The 23,790-nt window shown below is 63.1% G+C and carries 19 protein-coding genes; 12 read left to right on the top strand and 7 right to left on the bottom strand.

What is annotated here, in order from left to right; genetic code table 11:
* Positions 1-19: 19 nt before the first annotated feature.
* Positions 20-322 (top strand): hypothetical protein, encoded by a 303-nt coding sequence (locus R3C13_RS14165; RefSeq protein ID WP_371311488.1) that lies wholly within the window; start codon positions 20-22, stop codon positions 320-322.
* Here the strand turns inward: R3C13_RS14165 and R3C13_RS14160 are convergent.
* Positions 319-1,704, bottom strand: a complete 1,386-nt coding sequence (locus R3C13_RS14160; RefSeq protein ID WP_371311487.1) for a sensor histidine kinase — start codon at positions 1,702-1,704, stop codon at positions 319-321. The genes R3C13_RS14165 and R3C13_RS14160 overlap by 4 nt on opposite strands.
* 214 nt (positions 1,705-1,918) lie before the next feature.
* Between R3C13_RS14160 and R3C13_RS14155 the strand changes: the two genes are divergently transcribed.
* The 6 genes from R3C13_RS14155 to R3C13_RS14130 all read left to right on the top strand — a co-directional run bounded on the left by R3C13_RS14155 (position 1,919) and on the right by R3C13_RS14130 (position 10,910).
* Entirely contained in the window at positions 1,919-3,358 is a 1,440-nt protein-coding gene (locus R3C13_RS14155; RefSeq protein ID WP_371311486.1) for an efflux transporter outer membrane subunit, read from the top strand.
* A gap of 19 nt (positions 3,359-3,377) precedes the next feature.
* Positions 3,378-4,646 carry an efflux RND transporter periplasmic adaptor subunit gene (locus tag R3C13_RS14150; RefSeq protein ID WP_371311485.1) on the top strand — a complete coding sequence of 423 codons (1,269 nt, stop codon included), beginning with the start codon at positions 3,378-3,380 and terminating at the stop codon, positions 4,644-4,646.
* Complete coding sequence (locus tag R3C13_RS14145; RefSeq protein ID WP_371311484.1) at positions 4,643-7,864, top strand: efflux RND transporter permease subunit; 3,222 nt, start codon at positions 4,643-4,645, stop codon at positions 7,862-7,864. Before R3C13_RS14150 ends, R3C13_RS14145 begins: the two co-directional genes overlap by 4 nt.
* Before the next feature lie 79 nt (positions 7,865-7,943).
* Positions 7,944-10,112, top strand: coding sequence for a M13 family metallopeptidase (locus R3C13_RS14140; protein ID WP_371311483.1), 2,169 nt, complete (start codon positions 7,944-7,946; stop codon positions 10,110-10,112).
* A 143-nt stretch (positions 10,113-10,255) separates the two neighbouring features.
* Entirely contained in the window at positions 10,256-10,585 is a 330-nt protein-coding gene (locus tag R3C13_RS14135) for a PilZ domain-containing protein (RefSeq protein WP_371311482.1), read from the top strand.
* 100 nt (positions 10,586-10,685) lie between these two features.
* Positions 10,686-10,910, top strand: a complete 225-nt coding sequence (locus tag R3C13_RS14130) for a dodecin family protein (protein WP_371311481.1) — start codon at positions 10,686-10,688, stop codon at positions 10,908-10,910.
* A gap of 27 nt (positions 10,911-10,937) precedes the next feature.
* Here R3C13_RS14130 and R3C13_RS14125 read toward each other — a convergent pair whose 3' ends face one another.
* On the bottom strand, positions 10,938-11,921 hold the full coding sequence (locus R3C13_RS14125) for a glycosyltransferase family 2 protein (protein ID WP_371311480.1): 984 nt from the start codon (positions 11,919-11,921) through the stop codon (positions 10,938-10,940).
* Between the two features lie 178 nt (positions 11,922-12,099).
* On the opposite strand from R3C13_RS14125, the gene R3C13_RS14120 reads away from it, so the two are divergent.
* Positions 12,100-13,281 (top strand): acetyl-CoA C-acyltransferase, encoded by a 1,182-nt coding sequence (locus R3C13_RS14120; protein WP_371311479.1) that lies wholly within the window; start codon positions 12,100-12,102, stop codon positions 13,279-13,281.
* A gap of 59 nt (positions 13,282-13,340) precedes the next feature.
* On the opposite strand, the gene R3C13_RS14115 is transcribed toward R3C13_RS14120, so the two are convergent.
* The gene (locus R3C13_RS14115) at positions 13,341-14,435 is read right to left on the bottom strand and encodes a serine hydrolase domain-containing protein (RefSeq protein ID WP_371311478.1); all 1,095 of its coding nucleotides are present in this window, start codon (positions 14,433-14,435) and stop codon (positions 13,341-13,343) included.
* 167 nt (positions 14,436-14,602) lie between these two features.
* Here R3C13_RS14115 and R3C13_RS14110 point away from each other — a divergent pair, with 167 nt between their 5' ends.
* Positions 14,603-15,061, top strand: coding sequence for a GNAT family N-acetyltransferase (locus R3C13_RS14110; RefSeq protein WP_371311477.1), 459 nt, complete (start codon positions 14,603-14,605; stop codon positions 15,059-15,061).
* 3 nt (positions 15,062-15,064) lie between these two features.
* On the opposite strand, the gene R3C13_RS14105 is transcribed toward R3C13_RS14110, so the two are convergent.
* On the bottom strand, positions 15,065-15,550 hold the full coding sequence (locus tag R3C13_RS14105) for an Lrp/AsnC family transcriptional regulator (RefSeq protein ID WP_371311476.1): 486 nt from the start codon (positions 15,548-15,550) through the stop codon (positions 15,065-15,067).
* A gap of 129 nt (positions 15,551-15,679) precedes the next feature.
* Between R3C13_RS14105 and R3C13_RS14100 the strand changes: the two genes are divergently transcribed.
* Positions 15,680-19,138, top strand: coding sequence for an indolepyruvate ferredoxin oxidoreductase family protein (locus R3C13_RS14100; RefSeq protein WP_371311475.1), 3,459 nt, complete (start codon positions 15,680-15,682; stop codon positions 19,136-19,138).
* A 54-nt stretch (positions 19,139-19,192) separates the two neighbouring features.
* A complete protein-coding gene (locus R3C13_RS14095) occupies positions 19,193-20,500 on the top strand; it encodes a serpin family protein (RefSeq protein WP_371311474.1) in 1,308 nt (435 codons plus the stop codon).
* Positions 20,501-20,504: 4 nt separating this feature from the next.
* Here the strand turns inward: R3C13_RS14095 and R3C13_RS14090 are convergent, their stop codons facing one another.
* From R3C13_RS14090 to R3C13_RS14080, 3 genes are all read right to left on the bottom strand, one after another.
* Positions 20,505-20,828 carry a hypothetical protein gene (locus R3C13_RS14090; protein ID WP_371311473.1) on the bottom strand — a complete coding sequence of 108 codons (324 nt, stop codon included), beginning with the start codon at positions 20,826-20,828 and terminating at the stop codon, positions 20,505-20,507.
* A gap of 75 nt (positions 20,829-20,903) precedes the next feature.
* Positions 20,904-21,479 (bottom strand): hypothetical protein, encoded by a 576-nt coding sequence (locus tag R3C13_RS14085; RefSeq protein ID WP_371311472.1) that lies wholly within the window; start codon positions 21,477-21,479, stop codon positions 20,904-20,906.
* 87 nt (positions 21,480-21,566) lie between these two features.
* On the bottom strand, positions 21,567-23,198 hold the full coding sequence (locus R3C13_RS14080) for a lysine--tRNA ligase (protein ID WP_371311471.1): 1,632 nt from the start codon (positions 23,196-23,198) through the stop codon (positions 21,567-21,569).
* 168 nt (positions 23,199-23,366) lie between these two features.
* Between R3C13_RS14080 and R3C13_RS14075 the strand changes: the two genes are divergently transcribed.
* Positions 23,367-23,789 (top strand): hypothetical protein, encoded by a 423-nt coding sequence (locus R3C13_RS14075; RefSeq protein WP_371311470.1) that lies wholly within the window; start codon positions 23,367-23,369, stop codon positions 23,787-23,789.
* The last annotated feature ends 1 nt before the right edge of the window (position 23,790 follow it).

Genomic DNA, 23,790 nt, shown 5'->3' with positions numbered 1-23,790 from the left:
ACCTCGAAAGGAGCGCCGTATGATGGATCTCTGGATGGCCCCGTGGCGCACCGCGCTGACGATCACCGCCGCGACGCTCGAAACCACGCTGGTCATGCAGAAAAGCATGATGGGCGTAGCCGGTTTCGGCGGCACCGAACCGCTGAACGAGAACCGCCTGCGCGACGCCTTCCATGCCGCAGCCGATGTGAACCTGCGCCGCTGGGGCGATACGGCTGAGATGATCCAGTCGCTTCCGTCCTGGATGCATGACTTCACGAGCATGCCGGGCGATGTGCTGACCGACTGGTTCGACGCCGCCCGCCGCGGACACGACCTCTAGGACGCTGCCGCTTCCGGCTTCGCCGCCGGCATCCAGACACCGAAAGCCGTGCCCTGCCCCAGGCGGGTCTCGACAGCCATGCCGCCGCGATGGTGGGCCATGATGTGCTTGACGATGGCAAGGCCGAGGCCCGTGCCGGTGATCTTGCCGCCACGGCTCTGATCGGTCCGGTAGAAGCGTTCGCCGAGCCGCGGCAGGTGTTCGCGCTCGATGCCCGGACCTTCATCCTCGACACGCAGCCAGACAGCCGGATCGGACGTGCCGACGCGGGCGACCGTCTGGATCAGGGTCATCCGGTCGCTCTCGGGCCAGGCCTGCGCGGCAGTCGCCCTGCCCTGCTGGGTATCGGAGGCTGTGCCGACGGTGACGGTAACAGTGCCGCCGGGCCGGGAATACTTGATCGCATTGGAAACGAGGTTTTCGACGACCTGGATCAGTTCGTCATAATTGCCGATGACATGCAGCGGCTCGGCCGGCACGACCACGTTGAGGCGGATACCGCGATCCTCGGCAAAGCCTTCGAGTGCCGAGGCGCCGGCCCTGAGGATGTCGCGCAGGCTGATCCGGTCGCGCGGGGCGACCTGTTCGGACGACTCGATGCGCGACAGGGACAATAGGTCAGCGATAAGGCGCGACATGCGTTCGGCTTCGATGGCCATGATGTCGAGGAACCGGCCCCAGCTTTCCGGATCGTCCTTGGCCGGGCCACGCATGGTCTCGATAAAACCGGAGAGCGCCGTCAGCGGCGTGCGCAGTTCATGGCTGGCATTGGCGATGAAGTCCGAACGCGAACGTGCGGCGCGGCGCAGCGGGGACAGGTCTTCCAGCACGACGAGGATGCGCTCGGCCTGGGGCGGGCGGGAGAGATAGGCCCGCCAGGTCTCGTCGGGCCCGACCTCAACATCGACGGCAGCGGGCGTGTCGGACGGCGTTCGGACAGCATCGTCGATGGCGGACAGCAGGACAGGCGAGCGGATCACCGTGCTGGCGCGCGGGCGCACGCGGCCATCGAGGCGCAGGACGTCCTCCGCCTCGGCATTGAACGCGACGATGCGCCCGTCGAGGTCGATCTCGAAGGCCGGCAGCGGCAGGCTTTTCAGCGGAATGACGGAAATGGCCGGGCTGGGCGGGAGGCTGGCGGCCACGCCGTCAGTCTCCGCATCCGGCGGGGAAATGACCGCTGAGCCGACAAAATAGGCCGCCGAGACGGCCGCCGCCGCGAGCACCCCGGCGATGGCCTCCAGGGGGCCGGTTGCGCCGGTTACCAGCATCAACAGCAGGACGGTGGCGAATATCGCGAGCAGCACGCCGAAATCGCGCGTCCTGAGGCCGGTTGCGCGCCGGACCCGCGTCTGCGCTGCAGAGGAAACCACGTCGCTCATCTGGCCTCCGGGCCGCTCCTGCATGGCCGTGCACGTCTCGTTAAGCCGCTATCGTGAGAGGTGCGATCTGCCAACCCCCCGGCTTCGTATGCTGTCTGCGAGCACCCTGCACCCTGTTCGCAATGTAATTATTGAAAATCGATAATTCCTCATTGACAGTCGAATAGAGCGAGCGTAACGCACTGCAGGGTAAACACGGAGAAATGCCTCAGGCATGAAACGATCAATCCTTTTCGCGAGCACGGCTATTCTTGCGGCATGTGCGTCTTCGCCGGCAAAAATTGGCAGCCTGGCGGGCGAACCCGTTGAATTTTTTGCTGTTGCGCCCGACGCACCCGCTGATTGGGTGGCCCGTGGCGTTGCCGGCGAGGCCGTCCAGGGTGACTGGCTGAGCCAGTTCAATGACCCGGTCATGACCTCTCTGGTCGCCGAAGCACTCGCCCACAACCCCACCTTGCGCGCCCGCGAGGCCGCCGTGCGCGCCGCCGAGGCGCAGACGCGGGTTGCCCGCTCAGCCGGGCGGCCGAACATCGACGCGTCGCTGTCCGCCGGCGGCACGTCCACCGGCACCCCGGCTGACCGGATCAATTCGGAATCCTATGGCCTCAGCGTGGATGCGAGCTGGGAAGCGGACCTCTGGGGCCGCATCGGCGCCAGCGTCCGCGCCGCGCAGGCCGACTATTCGGCGAGCGAGGCCGACCTTGCCGCCGCAGAGCTTTCCCTCGCCGCGCAGGCGGCGATTGCCTGGATCAGTCTCAACGAGGCCCGGGCGCAGGAACACCTCGCTGAACAGACCTATGACGCGCGCGACCGCGTGCGCCTGCTGACCGAGCGCCGCTTCCAGCGCGGCCTGGCGGAAGCACTGGACGTGCGCACCGCCCGCAGCGCGCTGGCCAATGCCGAAGCCGCGATTGCGGCCCGCCGCCAGTTCTCCGGGGAAGCCGCCCGCCGGCTCGAAATCCTGCTCGGCCGCTATCCGGCGGCGGAACTGGATGCGCCGGCAGCGATCCCGGTCCTGCCGATGATCGTGCCGGACGGAAACCCGGCCCTGATGCTGTCGCGCCGGCCCGATATCGCCGCGCAGGAAGCGCGCGTCGAAGCCGCCGGCCTGCGCGCCGAACAGGCCCGGCTCGCCATGCTGCCCTCGCTGCGCTTCACCGCGAGCGCCGGCAACACGTCGACCGACATCGGCGATGTGTTCGATCCGGAGCTGATCGCTGCCCGCCTGATCGGCGGACTGACCCTGCCGCTCTTCCATGGCGGCCGGCTCGATGCCCAGCGCGACGCTGCTGTGGCGCAAGCGGAAAGCGCCGTGGCGAACTATGCCAGCGCGGCCCTGTCCGCCTGGTCGGAAGTCGAGAATGCGCTGGCTGCAGACACGCTGCTGGCGACGCAGGAAGACGCCCAGTCCCGCTCTCTGGAAGAAGCAAAACTTGCTGAAGAGCTGGCTGAGCGGCAATATACCAGCGGTACCATCACGATCTTCAACCTGATCGACGCGCAGACGCGCCGCATCACGGCTGAAAGCCAGCTGATCTCGGTCCGGTCCAGCCGCGCCGCGAACCGGATCTCATACCACCTTGCCCTCGGCGGCGGCCTGCCCGTCGCAGCAGCTGCCGAAGCCCCCCTTCCCGCCGACGTCGCGGAAGAGTAGCCCCCAGGAGTTCCCCAGAATGGCCCGTATCATTGCCATCGCCGCCCCCATTGCCATCCTCGTCAGTCTCGGCGTCGGAGGCACCGTCGTGCTGCAGGCGCTGAAGCCGAAGCCGGAAAAAGCCGAAGAGGCGCGCGTCGGCCTGAATGTGTTTGCCGAACAGGTGCGCCGCGGCGACCTCCAGATCTCGGTGGAGTCGCAGGGCGAAGTCCGCCCCAAGCGCGAAATCGTGGTCGCGCCGCAGATTTCGGGCCGCATCTCCTATGTCTCGCCGGACTTCATTGATGGCGGCTTCATCAAGAAGGGCCAGTTGCTGGTCCGCGTCGAGGCGGCCGACTATGAACTCGCCGTCGTGCGCGCCCAGTCGACTGTTGCCAGCGCCGAGCAGCGCCTCGCCCGCGAGACTGCGGAAGCGGAGCTGGCGCGCCAGGACATCGAAGACCTCGGCCTCGACAATGCCTCGCCCCTCGCCCGCCGCGAACCGCAGCTGGCCGAAGCACGCGCCTCGCTCGACGCCGCCAATGCCCAGCTGAAGGAAGCACAGCTCGCCCTCGACCGGACGGCGGTGTATGCCCCCTTCTCCGGACGTGTCCGTGAACGGAATGTCGACATCGGCCAGGTGGTTGCCGCCGGCCAGTCGCTCGGCCGCATCTTTGCCAACGATGTCGTGGAAGTGTCGCTGCCGCTGAACGATGAGGAAATGGGCCGGCTCGGCCTGCCGCTCGCCTTTGCCCCGACGGCGGAGCATCCCGGCCCGGAAGTGGTCTTCTCGGCCATGGTTGGCGGCATCAAGCGTCACTGGACCGGCGAGGTCGTGCGCACGGCCGCTGCGTTGAACACGCAGACGCGCCAGATCAACGTGATCGCCGAACTGAAGGATCCATACGGCGCGGGCGCCGACGACGGTGCGCCGATGGCTCCCGGCCTGTTCGTGTCCGCCCACATTGAGGGCGCGACCATTCACGACGTGCTGATCGCGCCCCGCGCGGCACTGCGCGGCGACGACCGCTTGTTCATCGGCGTGCCGGACACAGGCAAACTGTCGATCCGCAAGGTGGACCTCATTTATTCCGATCCGGATGGCGCTTATGTCCGCGCCGGCATCGCGCCGGGCGAATACGCCGTTACCAGCCCGATCCAGGCGGCGTTCGACGGCATGAACATCACCGTCATGGAACGCCTGCCGGACGGCACGATCAAGACCTACGAACCTAAATCCGACACGGATGAAGGTAAGACCGAAGAAACCGTGATGGCGGTTTCCGGCCAGGAGGGAACTGACGAATGAACGGGATTGTCGCCTGGTTTGCCCGCAACGCGGTCGCCGCAAACCTTCTAATGATCATCTGTTTCGTCGGCGGCATTTTCGGTTACACGGCGATGGAACGGGAAATGTTCCCGGCCGGAACTTTCAATGGTGCAACGGTTTCCGTCGCCTGGCCCGGCGCCTCGCCGCAGGATATCGAAGAGCAGATCGTCATGCGCATCGAGGAGGCGGTCGCCGATATCGACGGCCTGAAGCGCATCACCTCGACATCGGCAGAAGGCTCCGGCTGGGTCAATATCGAAGGCCAGAACGATGTCGATATGATCCAGTTTCTCGATGAGGTGAAACTGCGCGTCGACCAGATCAATAATATTCCGCAGGCCGCCTTCCAGCCTCAGGTGACGCGCTGGGAACAGCGGCAGCAATACATGGGACTCGCCCTTCATGGCAACATCGAAGGCCGTGAGCTGAAGCGCCTGTCCGACCGGATCCGCGACGACATCGCGCAGCTGCCGGGCGGCGAGCTCGCCCAGCTGCAAGGCACTCTGGACGAACAGGTGAACATCGAGGTTTCCGAGCAGGCCCTGCGCCGCTTCGGCCTGAGCTTCGGCGATGTCGCCACCGCTATCCGCCGGTCCTCGTTGAACTCATCCGGTGGCCGGATTGAGTCCTCCACGGGTGACGTCGCCATCACGGCACGCCAGCTGGCCGACACCGAAGACCAGTTTAACAACATCATCATCCGTCAGTCTTCGGATGAAGGTACGATCCGTGTGGAGGACGTCGCGACTGTTATTGACGGCTTCGTCTCGGACAAGTTCAGCGCGATCTATGACGGCCAACCGACGGCATTCATCATGATGCCCGGCCCGGACAAGATGGACATCGTCAAATACACCAAGAACATCCGGGACTATGTCGAGCGCGCCAACGACCCTAAAACCGGCATTCTTCCGCAGGGCGTGAAACTGGACGTGCTCTGGGACGATTCCGAGGCGTTCAACGATCGTATGCATCTCATCACGTCCTCGGCCATGCAGGGCGCTGTACTCGTTATGATCGTGCTGCTGTTGTTCCTGCGCCCGATCGTGGCGCTGTGGGTGACTGTCGGCATCTTCACCGCCTTTGGCGGCGGAATCCTGCTGCTGCCTTATCTCGGCGTATCATGGAACGTTCTCTCCACATTTGCCGTGCTGCTGGTGATCGGGGTTATCGTGGATGACGCGATCGTCGTCGGCGAGAACATTCACCGAGAGGTCGAGAGCGGACGACGGCAGGGAATCGATGCTGCCATTGTCGGTACCCAGATGGTGCTGAAGCCGGTGATCTTCGGCGTTTTGACTACGATCATAGCCTTCCTGCCCTGGGCCTTTCTTAGCGGCCCGGAGCGTCAGTTCACGCAGCAGATCACATTCGTTGTCGTCGCCGCGCTGATCTTTTCCATTGTGGAATGCATGCTGATCCTGCCTTCGCACCTTGCACACATGAAGAAGCAGAGCTTCGATGGAGCAAGCGGCACACTGATGAAGCTGCAGCGCCGGATCGCCGACAGCCTGCTCTGGTTCGCGCAGAACATTTACAAGCCGGTGCTGGAACTTGCGCTGAAGTATCGCTATGCGACAGCGGCGCTTTTCCTGTGCCTGTTCTGGCTCGCCTCCAGCCTCTTCTCAATGAAGATCGTGCCGTTCAAGTTCATGCCGGAAATCGAGGCGGACCTGATCCAGGTGCAGATTTCAATGCCCGACGGCACACCTTATGAGCGCCTGATCCAGGTCCGCGACCAGCTGCAGGCGGGAATCGAAAAGAGTGAGCAGCAGACCCGGGACGAGCACCCCGAGGTCAAGGACGGCCTGATCCGCGACGCCTCTGTGATCGCCTATGGCACAAATGTGCGGGCCTTTGTCGGTCTCGCTGCGCCGGAAGACCGGCCGGAAAGCATCCGGTCCAAGGACCTCGCCGAGATCCTGCGCGATAATACAGGCGAAATTCAGGATGCGGAGGATATCAATTTCGCGTTCACGTTCAATGACAACGACACCGGCGTCCGCTTCGCACTGAGCCACCAAGATCTCGACCGCCTTCGGGACGCGGCGGATTACCTGAAAGCGCACCTGGCGACCTATTCCAACACCTATGACATCGGCGACAACCTCTCGTCCGCCGCCGAGGAGATCCAGATCGCGCTGAAGCCGGGTGCAGAGACACTGGGAATTACCCTTGCCGACGTCTCCAACCAGCTGCGCCAGGCCTACTATGGCGAGGAAGTCCAGAGGTTGCCGCGCGAAGGTGATGACGTGCGCGTCATGGTGCGCCTGCCGGAAGCGGCCCGTGAAAGCCTGGACAGCCTGAACTCGCTACGCGTTCGGACCCCTGACGGGCGTGAAATCCCGGTGACGGAAGTAGCGGATTTCACCTATGCGCCGGGCATCAACCGGATTCAGCGCCGCGACCGCATTCGCTCGGTCTATGTCTTCGCAGAAGTGAAGGGCGAAGGCGCCCGCGGGCAGATCATGGAAGACATGGAAGCCAATTTCTGGCCGGAATTCCAGAAGCGGTTCCCGGACATCAAGCGCGGCGAAGCCGGCGGGTTCGAGGAGGAAAACCTCTTCCTGGCCGAGATCGGACGGCTTTCGCTGATCGCGATCGGCGCAATGTACATCCTGCTGGCGATTGCTTTCCGGTCATATGCCCAGCCACTGCTGCTGATGATGGCCCTGCCGTTTGCCTATGCAGGCGCACTGTTCGGCCTGTGGCTGTGGAACACGCCGATGGCGCTGTTCTCCTTCTTCGGCATCGCCGCGGCGGCGGGGGTCGTCATCAACGACAACCTCGTGCTGATCGATTACGTGAACAAGCGACGGGATGAAGGCGCAGGCGCCGTGCAGGCCCTGATCGATGCAGGCGTTTCGCGCTTCCGCCCGATCCTGCTGACTTCGCTGACCACGATGGTGGGCATCCTGCCGCTGCTGTCGCAGCGTTCAGTTCAGGCGCAGTTCCTGAAACCGATGCTTGTGGCATTGGGCTCGGCGGTCGGGTTCGCGCTGTTCATCTCGTTGTTCCTGGTGCCGGCGATGTATGTCATCGGTGCGGAGATCAAGCGGGTCTTCGCCTGGACCTGGGGCGGCGCGCCGTTCCGGCATATCGGCGACGGCTATAGCGGCCATGTGACAATCGATGAAGAAGAATTGATCGGCACACGCCACGAAGGTGGGGGTGGCCAGATGGCACCGGCAGAATGATCTGCTACCAGTCATGACAAAGCCGTACCCTGCGTTGGCGCGCGGGGTCCGGTGTTTTAAACAAGGAGAGAAACCAGTGATGAAACACCTGTTGATGGGCGCCGCAGCCGTTGCGTTGCTCGCGGGCTGTACCCCCAAGGCGACCAAAGCGCCCGAAACAGTGACGGCCCCGCCCGTCGCGAATGCCGATGGCAAGTATGAGACCGCCGACGGCCTCGAACTCACCTCCCCCGACTACTGGGGCAGCTGGGGCATCGACACCAGCGTCCAGAACACGGCCGTGACGCCGGGCGACGATTTCTACACCTGGACCAATGGCAAGTGGCAGGAAAGCTTCGTCATTCCGGACGACAAGGTCCGCTTCGGCGCCTTCGACCTGCTGCGCGAGAAATCCGAGCAGCGCGTGCGCAAGATCATCGAAGACCTTGCTTCCGCCGAACCGTCGACCGACACGTCGGAAGGCAAGATTGCCGCGTTCTATAACGCCTACCTCAACACCGACGCGATCGAGGCTGCCGGCCTCGCCCCGGTGCAGCCCTATCTCGACGAGATCCAGGCCGTGTCGTCGCTCGACGACCTCGCCGATCTGTTCCCCAAGCCCGGCTTCTCGACCCCGGTCGGCGGCTTCGTGTTCGTTGATGACAAGGATCCGGACACGTACATCTTCCAGATGGGAATCGGCGGCATGGGCCTGCCGGACCGCGAATACTATTTCAAGACCGACGACAAATCGGTCGAGATCCGCGACAAGTATCTTGAGCTCCTGACCTTCATGCTCGGCAAGGCCGGCTATGAGAATGCCGGCGAAATGGCCGCCAAGGTGCTGGCCTTCGAAACCGAAATCGCCAAGGCAGACTGGGACCGCGCCCTCGCGCGCAACCCGGAAATCACCTACAATAAGGTGAGCAAGGAAGACTTCCTCGCCATGGCAGGCAGCTTCCCGGCCCTGCGCATGCTGGAAGCGACCGGCGTTGCCGGCGAGTCCAACTATCTCGTGGCCGAAATTCCACCGACCCAGGAAGAACTCGATGCCGCCGGCCTCTCGGCGGAAGATGCCGCCAAACTCGGCGGTGGCTTCCCGGCCCTGTTCAAGCTGATGTCGGACACGCCGCTGGACACCTGGAAGGCGTACATGTCGGCACACTTCATGTCCGATTTCGCCGGCGTCCTGCCGAAGGAAATCGACGATGCGAACTTCGCCTTCTACGGCACCACGCTGAGCGGCCAGCCGCAGCAGCGCGAGCGCTGGCAGCGGGCGGTCTCCGCAACGCAGGGCATCCTGGGTGAAGCCATCGGCCAGGTGTTCGTCGAGCGTTACTTCCCGCCGGAAAACAAGTCCGAAATGGACAAGCTGGTGAAGAACCTGCGCACGGCCATGGCGGCGAACCTCGAAGACCTGTCCTGGATGAGCGATGTGACCAAGGTGAAGGCCGAGGAAAAGCTCGACGCCTTTAACCCGAAGATCGGCTATCCGGACAAGTTCAAGACGTTCGAAACGCTGACCGTTGGCAACAACGCCGTCGACAATGCGATCGCCGCGATCCAGTGGCAGATCGACGACAACATCTCGCGCCTCGGCACGGAACCGGACAAGTCCGAATGGTTCATGACGCCGCAGACGGTCAACGCCTACTATAACCCGGCGTATAACGAGATCGTCTTCCCGGCCGCCATCCTGCAGCCGCCCTTCTTCAACATCTCGGCTGACCCGGCCGTGAACTATGGCGCCATCGGCGGCGTCATCGGCCACGAAATGGGTCACGGCTTCGACGACCAGGGCGCCAAGTTCGACGCCAATGGCGTGCTGGCCGACTGGTGGACCGAAGAAGACAAGGCCGCCTTCCGCGCGCTCGGCGACAAGCTGGCAACGCAGTACAATGGCTACTGCCCGCTGGACGATGGCACGACCTGCGTGAACGGCCGCCTGACCCTCGGCGAGAACATCGGCGACCTCGGTGGCCTGTCGCTCGCCTACCGCGCCTACAAGCTGTCGCTCGACGGCAAGGAAGCCCCGGTGATCAACGGCCTGACCGGCGACCAGCGCTTCTTCATGGCATGGGCCCAGGTGTGGCGCTCGAAGTATCGCGACGAGGCACAGCGCCAGCAGCTGATGACCGACCCGCACTCCCCGCCCTACTACCGCGTCAACGGTATCGTGCGGAACCTGGACGAATGGTACGACGCGTTCGGCGTGACGCCGGACAATGCGCTCTACCTCGCGCCGGAAGATCGCGTGCGCATCTGGTAAACGACTTCCCGTTTACTTGAAAACAACTAGAGGCGGCACGGTTTCGTGCCGCCTTTATCTTTTGTCTAAGCGCCTTGTTAACGCTTGGTGTTTAGGATGACGGGTGATGGTGAGACGTCTCACCGGCAGCAGAGACCCGCAATATGGCCCTTATCGACCGCCTATTTGGACACAAGAAACAGGAGACGCCGGACCTCACCCGCGTCAACCGTCCTGTGCCGGAAGAGATCGACCTGCCGCGCTCGGCACGGGCCATGGTCTATCGCGAGGCTTTCGTGGTGTATGACTCCGGCTATCGCCGCAAGGGCGTGGTGCTGGACTATTCGCCGACGGGCGTGCGCCTGCGTTTCCCGACCAATGAGCGGCTGCCGGAAGAAGTGCACCTGCATGCCGGCGCCGTCGGACTGGATGGCCCGGCACGCGTGGTCTGGCAGGAAAACTCTGAAGCCGGCCTCGCACTGATCGTTACCTGATCTCCCTGACCGCCGGTTCTCCTCACGGGGGAGACTCCTTGGCATCCGCCTCCTGACAGGCTCTTATGCCCCTCGGTTAACCAAGGGACAGGAGACCGTTATGGCAATCATGAAATCCGAGCAGATCATGTCGGAATCGTCGGTATCGTTCGAGGATGCGATCCAGACGGCGGTCACGCGGTTTTCGAAGACGGTGCGCGGCCTTGCGTCCTGTCACGTCAATTCCATGTCGACCACGATCAAGAACGGCAAGATCGACAAGTATCGCGTCAACATGCAGATGACGTTCGAAGTCGACGCCGAACCCAAGAAAAAGAAGAAATAAGGCGCCCTGCCCCGAAGCGTCCGGCCGTCAGGCGCCGGAGCGCAGATAGGGCGAATAGGACGCTGCGCGGAACAGCTTGAGCGCGAACAGGCGCGTGCTCATCGGCATGAAACGCGACTGCGCGAGGCCGCGCGACAGGGTCCGCACACCGGACACGCCGACATCGCCAAACCGGTTCAGCCCCTGCGCGACGCGATATATCCGCATCTTGTGGACTTCATCCGGGTGGCGCGCGGCGAGCCGGGCGAAATTGCCGCCGGACGTGCCGTACTTGCTGAGGATAAGGGATTCCGGCAGCAGGCCGAGATGGCTCGCCGTATTGTCGATATGGACCACGGGGTAGTTCTTGGCGATCGAGATGCCCCAGTCGGTGTCTTCCCATCCCCAGCCCTCATAGCCGGGATCGAAGGGCACGTCGTTCAGGATGTCCCGGTGCACCAGGATGTTCGACGAGAAGACATACTGGCCGGGGGCAAGGTTGCGCTGGTCCGCCGGCAGGCATTCGGAATGCGCTGCCTGGGCCGCCTGCAGGCGCGTCGCCGGCGAGATGTTCGAATTCTTCAGCGAGGAACCGCCCGCCAGAAGGGCCGGTCCGGCCTGCTTCCGCGCCGCCTCGAGATAGACGGAAATGAAGTCTGCCGAATCCGGCAGCATGTCGGCATCCATGAACAGCAGCCATTCAGACTGCGTCGATGAAATCAGCCGGTTGCGCGCCTGCGCCCGTCCGAGATTGACCGCCGCGGTGATGAGGAAGCCCGGCTGGGGAAATTCCCTGAGGGCCGCCTCGGAATTGCTGGTCTGGACCGGATTCCCCGTGCCGTCATCATAGACGACAAGGCCGAAGGGCTCATCCGCCGAGCAGAGCGAAAGGGCATCGATCAGGCGGGACGGATCGTCCCGGTAGGTCGGCACAGCCACGATGAGGGACGGCGCGCCAGCGACGCCATTGAAGAATACGGATTCGTGCCTTTCCGGCACAATCGCGCAAACATTCGTCCCAATACGGGTCATGGGCCGCTCCAGAGTGTTAAGCTTTTATAAACCTTTGCAAATTCGGCGGCAAGACAGACAGAACCGCTGCTCGCGCGCTTATGTCATCCTGCCTCACCCTTGGTAGGGCTTGACGGGTGCGCCGCCAGGGCGCTTTGTGCCTGCAAAATTTTCTCGCATCTGCAGCAAGGAGACATGCATGGCCGAACAGGATCCCGTCGTAATCGTTGGTATGGCGCGCACCCCGATGGGGGGCCTGCTGGGAGACCTCGCCGGTTTCAGCGCAAACGAGCTTGGCGCCATCGCGGTGGAAGCCGCCGTGAAGGAAGCTGGCCTCAAGCCCGGCGACGCCAATGAGATCATCATGGGCAACTGCCTGCCCGCCGGTCAGGGCCAGGCCCCTGCCCGCCAGGCCGGGTTCAAGTCCGGCCAGGACAAAAGCCTCGAAGCGGTCACCATCAACAAGATGTGCGGCTCTGGCATGCAGGCCGCCGTCATGGGCCGCAACGCGATCCTCGCCGGCGACGCCAGCATCGTGATCGCGGGCGGCATGGAATCCATGACCAACGCGCCGCACCTGATCAATGTGCGCAAGGGCCACAAGTACGGCACCATGGCCGCAGAAGACCACATGGCGCTGGACGGCCTGTCCGATGCCTACAAGGGCGGCCCGATGGGCCAGTTCGCGGACATGATCGCCGGCGAGTACCAGTTCACCCGCGAGCAGCAGGACGCCTACGCCCTGGAAACGCTGAAGCGCGCCCAGGACGCCACCGCTTCCGGCAAGTTCAAGCGCGAAATCGCCCCGGTGACGGTGAAAACCCGCAAGGGTGAGACCGTGGTCGACACCGACCAGCTGCCGCGCGAAGCGATGCCGGACAAGATCCCGCAGCTGAAGCCGGCCTTCTCGAAAGACGGCACGGTCACCGCTGCCAACGCCTCGGCCATCTCGGACGGCGCAGCCGCCCTCGTCCTGATGAAGAAATCCGAAGCCGAGAAGCGCGGCCTGAAGCCGCTGGCGACGATCGTCTCCTCTTCCAGCCACGCACATGAGCCGGAATACTTCACCACGGCCCCCGTGCCGGCGATGAAGAAGGCGCTCGACAAAGCCGGCTGGAAGGCCGAGGACGTCGACCTGTGGGAGATCAATGAAGCCTTCGCGGTCGTCCCGATGATCGCCATGAAGGAACTGGGCATCAGCCATGACAAGGTGAACGTCAATGGCGGCGCCTGCGCCATGGGCCACCCGATCGGCGCCTCCGGTGCCCGCGTGATCGTCACCCTTCTGGCCGCCATGGAAGACCGCGGCGTCAAGAAGGGCGTGGCCTCGCTCTGCATCGGCGGCGGCGAAGGCATCGCCATGTGCCTTGAGCGCGCCTGATCGTTTGAAGACAGACAAAATTGACGGGCCCGCGCAGGAATGCGCGGGCCTTTTTTTGGTCAGCCACCCGGCGCGTAGAGCGCGACGAGATCGCGGCTGAGCGCGTTGACCGCGGTGGAGCCTTCTTCTGTGTAGCTGTTCGTATTGACGATGACGACCAGCCCGGCTTCCGGCACCAGAAGGACGGCCGACAGCCACATCGTGTTCGACCCGTTATGGCCATAGACGCGGCCGAAGCCGTCAAGCTGCGTCACGCCCCAGCCGAGCGCATAGTGGGATGCGTCGTCCGGATAAGGCGCCAGCAATCTCGATTGGGTCGCATCCGGCGTGAGGAAGCGGCTGAGCAGCCGGGCGTGGGCCGCGAGCGGCACATGCAGCGTTCCGGCCGGACCGAGCCCCGGCGGATTGTCAGCCTCCGGACCTTTGCCGGCAGCTTTCATCTTTCCGAAGAGGCCCCGGACGTGGCCTTCAATGCCCTCAGGCGGCGGCCCGAACCCCCAGCCCTCCCCGTCCGGGATCAGCATGGACAGGAACAGGTCTTCATAGGAATTTTGGCCAAGCCGCCGGGCGATCCGGTCGATGGCCGCACCGGCGATCATATAGCCGAGATTGGAATAGGCGAAGTCGCCGGTCTCGCCGCGCGGCGACTGGAACAGGAAACCTGCAGCCAGCTTGCTGCGCTGCGCCGGCAGGCTGGCTTTCGAAGCCCGCGATGTCAGGAACCAGAGCGCCCCCGGATTGGGCGCAAGGCCGCTGCGATGAGCGAAGAGATCTTCAATCGTCACGCCCCGCCAGGCCGGGTCCATGCCCGAGGCAAGGTCAGGGAAAAGCTCAGGAAGGGTCGCGCCCCACTCGGCCTCTCCCTGTTCAACGAGGCGGCCATAGAGCAGTGCCGTCAGCATTTTCGTGTTCGAGCCGATATGCCAGGCGTCTTCAGGCTGGGCGGGATCGCCGCTGCCGTTGCGCCGCTCGCCTGTCACAGCGAGGCCGAGAATGTTGCCGTCGGCGTCCGCCACGACAGCACCGAGCGCGACCAGCCCCGCCTCCGCGCGAACCCGCTCAAGCTGCTGGTGAAGTTCCTCAGCGGTTGGCACCGCTGCGGCGGACAGCGGCACCAGCCACAGGGCAATGACTGCCAGAAGAGTACGAAACATGGGGCGTCTCCCGTTCTGCTTTCGGAATTAGTCGGCCGGACGCGAGGTTTCTTACACGGGCGGACCGATTTTTTTGCGCGCCCTCGTTTCCCGGCTTTCCCGGCACCCGCGACATGGATTAGGATTCCGCCGTCCGGCCCCCGCGCCGGCGGAATGGAATTGGGGACATGAAGGTCAAACCGGGCGACTTGTCCGATCCGCAAGTGGTGGAGTTGTTGCGCCTGCACCTTCAGGGCATGCACAGCTGTTCGCCGCCGGGGCACAGTTTCGCGCTGGATGTCAGCGGCCTGGAGCAGCCGGACATCACGTTCCTGGCGATCTGGGACGAGGACACCCTTCTTTCCATCGGCGCCATGAGGGAACTCGCGCCCACGCATGGCGAGCTGAAATCCATGCGCACACGGAGCGACCAGTTGCGCCGGGGCGCGGCGACGCTGATGCTGGTGTCCCTGCTGGATCTTGCAATCACGCGCGGCTATCGGCGCGTCAGCCTTGAAACCGGTTCAGGGGAAGAGTTCGAACCGGCGCTGGCGCTTTACCGCAAGCATGGCTTCCGCGAAGGCGAGGCGTTTGGCGGATATGTCGCGAGCGACTTCAACCAGTTCTTCCACCTCGACCTCGCCTGAAGCCTATTTCGTGTTCTCGACGAGGTCGAGCGGCAGCGCGGTCGTGCGCTTGGCAACGCGGATGACGATGCGCGACTGGACATCCGACACGAGCGCGGAGCCGAGCAGCTTGTCACGCAGGAAATTGTCATAGGCATGCATGTCGGTGGTCACGACATGGACCATATAGTCGACTTGCCCGGTCACGGTCATGCACTCGGTCACTTCCGGCCAGGCGCGCACCATGCTCTCAAAGGTTTCGAGGTTTTCCCGGTTCGGCAGGGCGAGTTTCACGCTGGCGATGACTTCAAAGTTCAGGCCGAGCGAGAAATTGTCGAGGATGGTCACGCGCCCCTTGATGAAGCCCGCCTCCTCCATGCGCTTGATGCGGCGCCAGCACGGAGAGGAAGAAAGTCCCACGCGGTCGGCAATTTCGGCAACCGACAGGCTGGCGTCACGCTGGATAATGTCGAGAATTCTTGCATCGACGGAATCAATTTCTTGGGCCAATTTTGCTTGTACTCCCCCATTCGAAGGCAAAATATACCCCGAATAAACAAAATTAGCGCAAGAAAGGCAAGCAATTTCGTGCGAATTGTCGAATAAACTGCCACTTACCCCCAAAAGGACAGGCATTTCATGCAACACCGCGAAGTTACGCTGGACGACAAATACGATCTTGTCGAGGGCAAGGCTTACATGACGGGCATCCAGGCGCTGGTGCGCCTGCCGATTGACCGCAAGCGGCTGGATCGCGCCTCCGGATACAACACGGCCGGATTTATTTCGGGATATCGCGGCTCTCCGCTTGGCGGTTACGACCAGCAGCTGCGCGCCGCGCAGAAATGGCTCGACACGCACGACATCAGGTTCTGGGAAGGCCTGAACGAGGATCTTGGCGCCACGGCCGTCTGGGGCAGCCAGCAGCTGGGCCTCTTCCCCGGTGCGAAGTTCGATGGCCTGTTCGGCATCTGGTATGGCAAGGCGCCGGGCGTCGACCGGACGGGCGACGTGTTCAAGCATGCGAACGCCGCAGGCACTTCGGCGCTGGGCGGCGTGCTCGCCGTGATCGGCGACGACCATAACTGCAAATCCTCCACCCTGCCCTCGCAATCGGAATTCGCGATGGCGGATGCGGAGATCCCCGTGCTGAACCCCGCCTCGATCCAGGACGTGCTGGACTACGGCATCCATGGTTGGGAAATGAGCCGGTATTCCGGCGCCTGGGCCGGCATGGTGGCGCTGGCCGACACGATGGATTCCGGCGCCGTGGTGAATGTCGACTTCGGACGGTTCGACATTGTGCGGCCTGACTTTGCGCTGCCGGAGACCGGCGTGCACATGCGGCGCGGCGACAATCCGCTGATGAAGGAACAGCGCCTCCGGCAGGTGAAGCTGCCGGCGGCGCAAGCCTATGTCCGCGCGAACCGTCTCGACCATGTGATCCTGCCGTCTCCGAAGCCGCGCGTCGGCGTAATCGTGACCGGCCAGGCAGCCCGTGACGTATTCGAGGCACTCGCCGCGCTCGGCGTCAGCCCGCAGGAAGCCGGGCGCCTTGGCCTGACCATCTACAAGGTGGCGATGCCGTGGCCGCTGGAGCCGGAAGGCGTGCGCGAATTCTGCGCGGGCCTCGAGCGCGTGCTGGTGATCGAACACAAGCGCCCGCTGATCGAAGACCAGCTGCGTGCGGCGCTTTACACCCTGCCGGACGGCAAGCGCCCGCTGATCGAAGGCAAGTTCGACCGGGACGGAAAGCGCCTCCTCTCCGACATCGCCTCGATCACCATTCCGGAAATGGCCGGGGCCCTGATGGGCGTGCTGCCGGATGGCTGGGACACGAGCCGGGCCGAGGCCTATTTCGACCGCGTCGGCCGCGCCAGCGAAGCAGCGCGCAGCAATGCGACGCCAACCGTCCGCACACCGCACTTCTGTTCGGGATGCCCGCACAATACCTCGACGGTCGTGCCGGACGGCAGCCGCGCGCTTGCCGGCATCGGCTGTCACTACATGGCCAACTTCATGCCGGACCGGAAGACCGACATGACCAGCCAGATGGGCGGCGAAGGCATCGCCTGGGTGGGCCAGCACTGGGCGACCGATGAGCCGCACGTGTTTGTGAACCTTGGCGACGGCACCTATTCCCATTCGGGCAGCCTCGCAATCCGCGCCGCGGTGACCTCCGGCGCCAACATGACCTACAAGATCCTCTACAATGACGCGGTCGCCATGACCGGCGGCCAGCATGTGGAATCGGGCCAGACGCCGGCGCAGATTGCCCGGCAGGTGGAGGCCGAAGGCGTCAGGACGATCGTGATCGTCACCGAGGATCCGACCCGCTATGCCAACGTCAAGGGCCTGCCCCATGGCGTGAAGATCTATGATCGCGACGTGCTGGACGATGTGCAGAAGCAGATGCGCGAAACGCCGGGCGTGTCGGTCATCATCTACGACCAGATCTGCGCCACGGAAAAGCGCCGCCGCGCCAAGCGCAGCCTGCGCGCGCCGGACCGCACGCGCGTCATCATCAATACCGAAGTCTGCGAAGGCTGCGGCGATTGTTCCCTGAAATCGAACTGCCTGTCGGTGGAACCGGTGGAAACCGATCTCGGCCGCAAGCGGCGGATCAATCAGTCCACGTGCAATACAGACCTGTCCTGCCTCAAGGGCTTCTGCCCGAGCTTCGTGACCGTCACCGACGGTGAGGCCGCCTGGGAATCTCAGGCGCGGCCGAGCTTCAGCGCCGACGGCCTGCCCCTGCCCGAAACCCCGCCGCTGACCGAGCCCTATAATGTGCTGTTCACCGGCGTCGGAGGTACGGGCGTGACGACGGTGGCGGCCGTACTGGCCATGGCCGCGCATGTCGACGGCCATGCCGCGTCCAGCCTTGACATGACAGGCCTTGCGCAGAAAGGCGGCCCGGTGCTGTCGCATATCCGCTTTGCGCGGGAGCCCGACATGATCTCGACCGGCCGCGTGCCGCCGGCGAGCGCCGATGTGATCATCGCCTGCGACCTGGTCGTTGCCGCCGGCGGCGACGCGCTGAACCTGATGGATGCCGACCGCACGGCCGCCTATGCCAATACGGACGTGACACCGACCAGCGAATTCATCCGTGACCGGTCAAAGCGCTTTGAAAGCGACCTCCTGTCGGCGCGCGTGAGGCGGCAGGCAACCGAGTTTGCGGCCTTCGATGCCGAAGCGCTGGCCGTCGGTTACCTTCACGATGCGATCTACACCAACATGATCATGGCCGGGTATGCCTGGCAGAAGGGCAAGCTGCCGGTGTCGCTGCGCGCGCTCTACCGGGCGATCCGCCTCAACGGCACGAAGGTGGAAGACAATATGGCCGCCTTCAATGTCGGCCGTATCGCGGCAGCCGATCCGGAGCGCCTTGCAAAGCAGCAGGATCCGCGCGGCGACGTGCAGGAAAAGACGCTGGACGAGCTGATCGAGGATCGCGCGGCGCGCCTGACAGCCTACCAGAACGCCGACTATGCCGCGCAGTATCGCGCCGTGGTGGCAAAAGTTCGCGCAGCCGAAACGGCGGCAGGCCTCGGCGAAAAGCTGACGCGCGCTGCGGCCATCTATGCCTACAAGGTGATGGCCTATAAGGACGAGTATGAAGTCGCCCGCCTGTTCACCGACGGGAAGTTTGCCGAACAGCTGGCCAGCCAGTTCAAGGGCGGCAAGCTGCGTTTCTGGCTGGCCGCACCGATGATTGCGAAGAAGGACCAGCACGGCCACTTCCAGAAAAAGCATTTCGGGCCGTGGATGATGACCGGCTTCAGGCTGCTGGCAAAGTTCAAGGGCCTGCGCGGCACGCGGTTCGATTTCTTCGGCTATACCGAGGAACGCCAGCATGAGCGCAAGCTGCGCGACGATTATCTTGCCGGCCTCGAACGCATGGCGTCCGGGCTGACCGCGAAGAATCACGAACTGGCCGTCGCCATTGCGACGGTGCCGGACGAGATCCGCGGCTTCGGTCATGTGAAGGATGCGGCGCTGGTGACGGCGCGGGCGAAGGAAGCAGACCTCTGGGCCGGCTGGCCGGAGGGAAAGCTGCCCGCAACAAAAACCACGCTGATCGCCGCACAATAGTCACGGAATCCGTGCAAGGGTGCTATGGTTCGCAAGATCCATAGGGAGGAGCCCATGCGCCGCTTCATTACGCCCGCGCTCAGCGCGCTTGCCCTGCTGGCGGCCTGCCAGCAAGCGGAGCCGCCTGCGAGTGATATTCCTGCACCGCAGGCAGCCGAGCCTTCCCCCGACTCAACAGCCGCGGAGACGCCTGCCGTGACGAATGAAACGCTGCACGCCCTCGCGGAAGGGAACAACCGCTTCGCCTGGTCCCTGTTCGGCGCGCTGGAAGGTGAAGCGAGCAATGTGTTCGTTTCGCCCGCTTCGGTGACGGGCGCATTCGGCCTGCTCTATCCGGGCGCCGCGGGCGAGACGGAGGCGCAGATGGCCCGCCTGTTCGGCTTCGACGCCGTTTCGCCAGCGGACTTCCCGGCAGCGGAAAAAGCCCTCGCCGATGCCATCGTGACGGATACGGAAACGGCCAAGATGACGGTCGCCAATGCCGTCTGGTTGCGCCAGACGTCCGTCCTGAAGGCGCCTTATCGCAGCGCGGTGGAAGGCGTGATGGCGGCGAAGGTGGCGCTGGTGGATTTCACGAAGCCGGCCGCAGCTGCAAAGCTGATCAATGACTGGGTGGAAGACCATACGAATGACCGGATCAAGGATCTGATTCCACCGTCCGCGATCCGCCCGGATGCGACGGAGATGATCCTCACCAACGCCGTCTGGTTCAAGGCCGACTGGCAGAGCCAGTTCAAGAAGGACGCGACGGAGGACATGCCGTTCCATGCGCCCGCCGGCGAAGTGCGCGCGAAGATGATGCAGCAGACGCTGAAACGCGCCCGCTATCTTTCGCGTGACGGCTACGCCGCGCTGGACATGGACTATAGCGGCGGCGACTATGCATTGACGGTGATCCTGCCGGACGAGGGCAATGCCCTGCCCCGCATCGCCGGCGCGATGACGCCGGAGGCCTTCGTGACGCTGATTGGCGACATGGACTCGGCCGGCGAAAAGCGCGTGCGCGTGTTCCTGCCCAAGGTGAAGATCGAGGCAAACTATGAGCTGAACGACGCGATGATCGCGCTCGGCCTTGGCCATGCCTTCACCTCGGACGCGGATTTCTCGGGGCTCATCGAAGGTGCCGGGCCCGGCGACCTGGTGATCAGCAAGGTGCTGCACAAGACCTTCCTGGAGATCGACGAGAAAGGCACCGAAGCCGCCGCCGCGACGGCGATCCTGATGGAGCGGGCGATGGCCATGCCGCCGCAGGAAGAACCGGTCATCTTCCGCGCCGACCATCCGTTCCTGATCGCGCTGCGCCACAAGCCGACGGGAACGGTGATGTTCCTTGGCCGTGTGGAGGATCCGACGGCGGGATAAGGCCCTAGTCGACGGGCGTGACTTCCACGTCGACGATGCGGCCTTTCTTTTCGATCCTGTTCAGCTCACGTTCGAGGTTCTTGGCCTTGATCGTCTTGCGGACATGCTTGCCGGATTTCATCGTCACATCGAGGCGGACCATCTGGTCCGGACCGTCGAGCGCATCGCCGGTGACGCGCACTGCGGCTGAGCCGACATAGTAGACGCCCTTGGCCGTACCCTCGACGACTTCGCCCGCCACGTGGACAGGCGCCGTCACAACCTTGGCCGCCATGCAGGCCGGCAGTGCCGCAAATAACCCGGCGATCAGAAGCAAACGTAAGTGCATGAAGGTGGCCCACTTCGGTTCTGAATTATTGTCTGTTCGGACTGCGAGCCACAGTAACAAGAATAGTTCTTTCGCTCAGTAATAATAGTTGAGTATCAAGAACACAGCACCCGCAACAAGGCAGCCCAGAAAGTAAAGTCCCGCATTTGGCATTATGTTCGACAAATCATCATCGTACACCTTTCCTTTTGCCAACTGAATCACTCCGCTAATCATCAGTATGGGCACAGTAACGAGCACATAAAGCGTGCCTACGTATCGAACTAGGGGGATGCAAACAGCAAGAACTAGAAGAAGCAATGAAGAGACTACCGCTCCAATATGTCTAACAACTGGCGTCCCCGATGGTAAAAGGCTTATCCCGATTGCCCGGCCAACAATGACCGCCATGAGGGCAATGGTTGCGGTGAAATTGGAATTCCATTTGGGAACAGCCCAACTGGCCAACGCACCAAGCCTTGAAATGACTTCTTCGACGATCAGACTGTAAACACGCACAATCGGCTCAGCCATTGGCGAAACAGGGATGCCAAGAACATCTACTACAAGGTTGAAGATCGACAGCCCCGTCGCCACGGCACCAATCAATGAAGATGCGAAAGCCCCCCCGCGGCGAACCGGACCAGGAATACGATTCCAAAGCTCAGCCATTCACCACCTCACCTTTAGCGACCGCGTCTCGGCGCAATTCTCACTGCACCATCAGGAAAGTACTTCCGGATTCCGAGAAGGGAAGCCCTACCCCCGCGCCAGCGACTCGTCGATCAGGCGGGCGGTGTTCTCGGCGCCGTAGAGCGCGGCGAAGCTGCCGAAGCGGGGCCCCTGCTCCTGGCCGAGCAACACTTCGTAGAGTGCCTTGAACCATTCGCGCAGGTTTTCAAAGCCGTGAGTTTTTCCAACGTCAAATGTCAGGGTCTGGAGCGCCTCAGGACCGATGGGATCGAGAACATTCTGTCGACCATAACTATGCTTTGCAAAGTCCGCAGTGTCGCGAAGTCTAGTCGCAAGCTCCACCATCGCGGCGCGCTCCTGCTCGGTCGGCGCGCGGTAGGTTTTCGCGGGCAGGACGAAGTCCCGGTAATAGCGCATGGCATAGCCGGCGAGTTCGTCGAGCAGCGGATGGGTTTCCGGCGAGGCGCCAGGCGCATAGCGGGTGATGAAGCCCCAGAGCTGGGACTTGTCTTCCGGGTTCGCCACGGCGACAAGGTTCATCAGCAGCGCGAAGCTGACCGGCACATCGGCCTTCGGCGGGTTCCCGAGATGGATATGCCAGACCGGATTCTCGATCTGCTTTTCCGGCTCTTCTTCAGGATATTTCTCGAGGAAGGTGAGGTATTCGTCTACCGTCTTCGGGATGACATCGAAGTAGAGCTTCTTGGCGACGCGCGGCTTCTGGAACTGGAAGAGCGCGAGGCTCTCATCCGGCGCATAGGTGAGCCACTGCTCGACCGAAATGCCGTTGCCCTTGGTCTTTGAAATCTTCTCGCCCTTCTCGTCGAGGAACAGTTCGTAGACATACTGTTCCGGCGGGCGGGCGCCGAGGATGCGGCAGATCTTCGAATAGATCGGCGCGTTGGCCTGATGGTCCTTGCCGAACATTTCGAAATCGACGCCGAGGGCGGCCCAGCGCATGCCGAAATCCGGCTTCCACTGCATCTTCACGTGACCGCCGGTGACCGGCAGCGTCACGTCCGTGCCGTCTTCATCCTCGAAGGTGATCGTGCCGGCTGTGGCATCGACCGCTTTCATCGGAACGTAGAGCACTCGGCCCGTGCTCGGCGAGATCGGCAGGAAGGGCGAATAGGTCGCGCGGCGTTCTTCGCCGAGCGTCGGCAGCATGACATCCATGATGTCCTGGTACTTCTCCGCAGCACGCAGCAGCATCGCATCGAAGCGGCCGGACTTGTAGCAGTCCGTTGCCGACAGGAATTCGTACTGGAAGCCGAACTGGTCCAGGAAGGCGCGCAGGCGCGCATTCATGTTGCGGCCATAGGATTCGGCCGTGCCGAACGGGTCCGGCACCACGGTCAGCGGCATCTGGAGATAGGGTTCCAGCGATTTCGGGTTCGGCACTGTGTCCGGAATCTTCCGCATACCGTCCATATCGTCGGAAACGCAGATCAGCTTCGTCGGAACCTGGCCGCCGGTCAGCACTTCGAAGGCATGACGCACCATCGTGGTGCGCACGACTTCGCCGAAGGTGCCGATGTGCGGCAGGCCGGAGGGGCCATAGCCGGTCTCGAAGATGACCGGGTCATCGTCCTTGCGCTGGCCGGCCTGTTTCTGCTGTTCGACGCGCTGTTTCAGCGCGCGCGCCAGCTCGAAGGGCCATGCCTTTGCGCTCTCGGCGAGGACGGAGAAGTCGGTCATCTGAAATATCGGTCTTCGGTGCGTGTTGAACAGTTGGCCGGGCCTAAAGGCCCCGCCCTGCAGCGTCAAGCGAGCGGCGCAATTTGTTGTAAAAAATCTTTGACATGTCAAAAATCTTTTACTACATGGGGTGTGTAAGAAATTTTTGACATAGAAAGGAGCCCCCACATGTCATTCCGAGAAAAGTCCGCCTGGGCGATGGTGTTCATCCTGATCAGCGCGGGCGCTTATTATTTCAACAAGGTGTTCGCCATTTCGCAGGCCCTGGGCCAGACGGCCCCGCCGATCATCGGCCTCGTGATCTTTTATGTGGTGATGGTCGTGATCGCCTCCATCGTCATCATGTCCATAATTGCGGGCGCGTCCGGCAAGGAGGCCAATGCGCCGGTCGACGAGCGGGAAAAGGTCATCCTGGACAAGGCCGGTCACTGGTCGGGCTATGTCCTCGCTATTGGCGTCTTTACCGGCATGATGAATTTCGGCGTCACCAGCGACGGGAACCTCCTGTTCCACATCTGCTTTGCCAGCCTGATGGTGAGCCAGATTGCCGAATACGGATTCCAGATCCTTCTCTTCCGGCGGGGCGTGTAAA

This window comes from Hyphomonas sp., assembly GCF_041398385.1.
Classification (GTDB): domain Bacteria; phylum Pseudomonadota; class Alphaproteobacteria; order Caulobacterales; family Hyphomonadaceae; genus Hyphomonas.
Note: the sequence above shows the minus strand (reverse complement) of the source record. Positions and strands in the feature narration are given on the sequence as shown.

Bases quoted from the DNA above. Each gene is read 5' to 3' on its own strand.
- R3C13_RS14125 (WP_371311480.1), bottom strand. From the start codon at position 11,921: ATGACCCGTATTGGGACGAATGTTTGCGCGATTGTGCCGGAAAGGCAC.
- R3C13_RS14080 (WP_371311471.1), bottom strand. From the start codon at position 23,198: ATGACCGACTTCTCCGTCCTCGCCGAGAGCGCAAAGGCATGGCCCTTC.
- R3C13_RS14120 (WP_371311479.1), top strand. From the start codon at position 12,100: ATGGCCGAACAGGATCCCGTCGTAATCGTTGGTATGGCGCGCACCCCG.
- R3C13_RS14110 (WP_371311477.1), top strand. From the start codon at position 14,603: ATGAAGGTCAAACCGGGCGACTTGTCCGATCCGCAAGTGGTGGAGTTG.
- R3C13_RS14165 (WP_371311488.1), top strand. From the start codon at position 20: ATGATGGATCTCTGGATGGCCCCGTGGCGCACCGCGCTGACGATCACC.
- R3C13_RS14100 (WP_371311475.1), top strand. From the start codon at position 15,680: ATGCAACACCGCGAAGTTACGCTGGACGACAAATACGATCTTGTCGAG.
- R3C13_RS14145 (WP_371311484.1), top strand. From the start codon at position 4,643: ATGAACGGGATTGTCGCCTGGTTTGCCCGCAACGCGGTCGCCGCAAAC.
- R3C13_RS14160 (WP_371311487.1), bottom strand. From the start codon at position 1,704: ATGAGCGACGTGGTTTCCTCTGCAGCGCAGACGCGGGTCCGGCGCGCA.
- R3C13_RS14090 (WP_371311473.1), bottom strand. From the start codon at position 20,828: ATGCACTTACGTTTGCTTCTGATCGCCGGGTTATTTGCGGCACTGCCG.
- R3C13_RS14135 (WP_371311482.1), top strand. From the start codon at position 10,256: ATGGCCCTTATCGACCGCCTATTTGGACACAAGAAACAGGAGACGCCG.
- R3C13_RS14115 (WP_371311478.1), bottom strand. From the start codon at position 14,435: ATGTTTCGTACTCTTCTGGCAGTCATTGCCCTGTGGCTGGTGCCGCTG.
- R3C13_RS14155 (WP_371311486.1), top strand. From the start codon at position 1,919: ATGAAACGATCAATCCTTTTCGCGAGCACGGCTATTCTTGCGGCATGT.
- R3C13_RS14150 (WP_371311485.1), top strand. From the start codon at position 3,378: ATGGCCCGTATCATTGCCATCGCCGCCCCCATTGCCATCCTCGTCAGT.
- R3C13_RS14075 (WP_371311470.1), top strand. From the start codon at position 23,367: ATGTCATTCCGAGAAAAGTCCGCCTGGGCGATGGTGTTCATCCTGATC.
- R3C13_RS14140 (WP_371311483.1), top strand. From the start codon at position 7,944: ATGAAACACCTGTTGATGGGCGCCGCAGCCGTTGCGTTGCTCGCGGGC.
- R3C13_RS14095 (WP_371311474.1), top strand. From the start codon at position 19,193: ATGCGCCGCTTCATTACGCCCGCGCTCAGCGCGCTTGCCCTGCTGGCG.
- R3C13_RS14085 (WP_371311472.1), bottom strand. From the start codon at position 21,479: ATGGCTGAGCTTTGGAATCGTATTCCTGGTCCGGTTCGCCGCGGGGGG.
- R3C13_RS14130 (WP_371311481.1), top strand. From the start codon at position 10,686: ATGGCAATCATGAAATCCGAGCAGATCATGTCGGAATCGTCGGTATCG.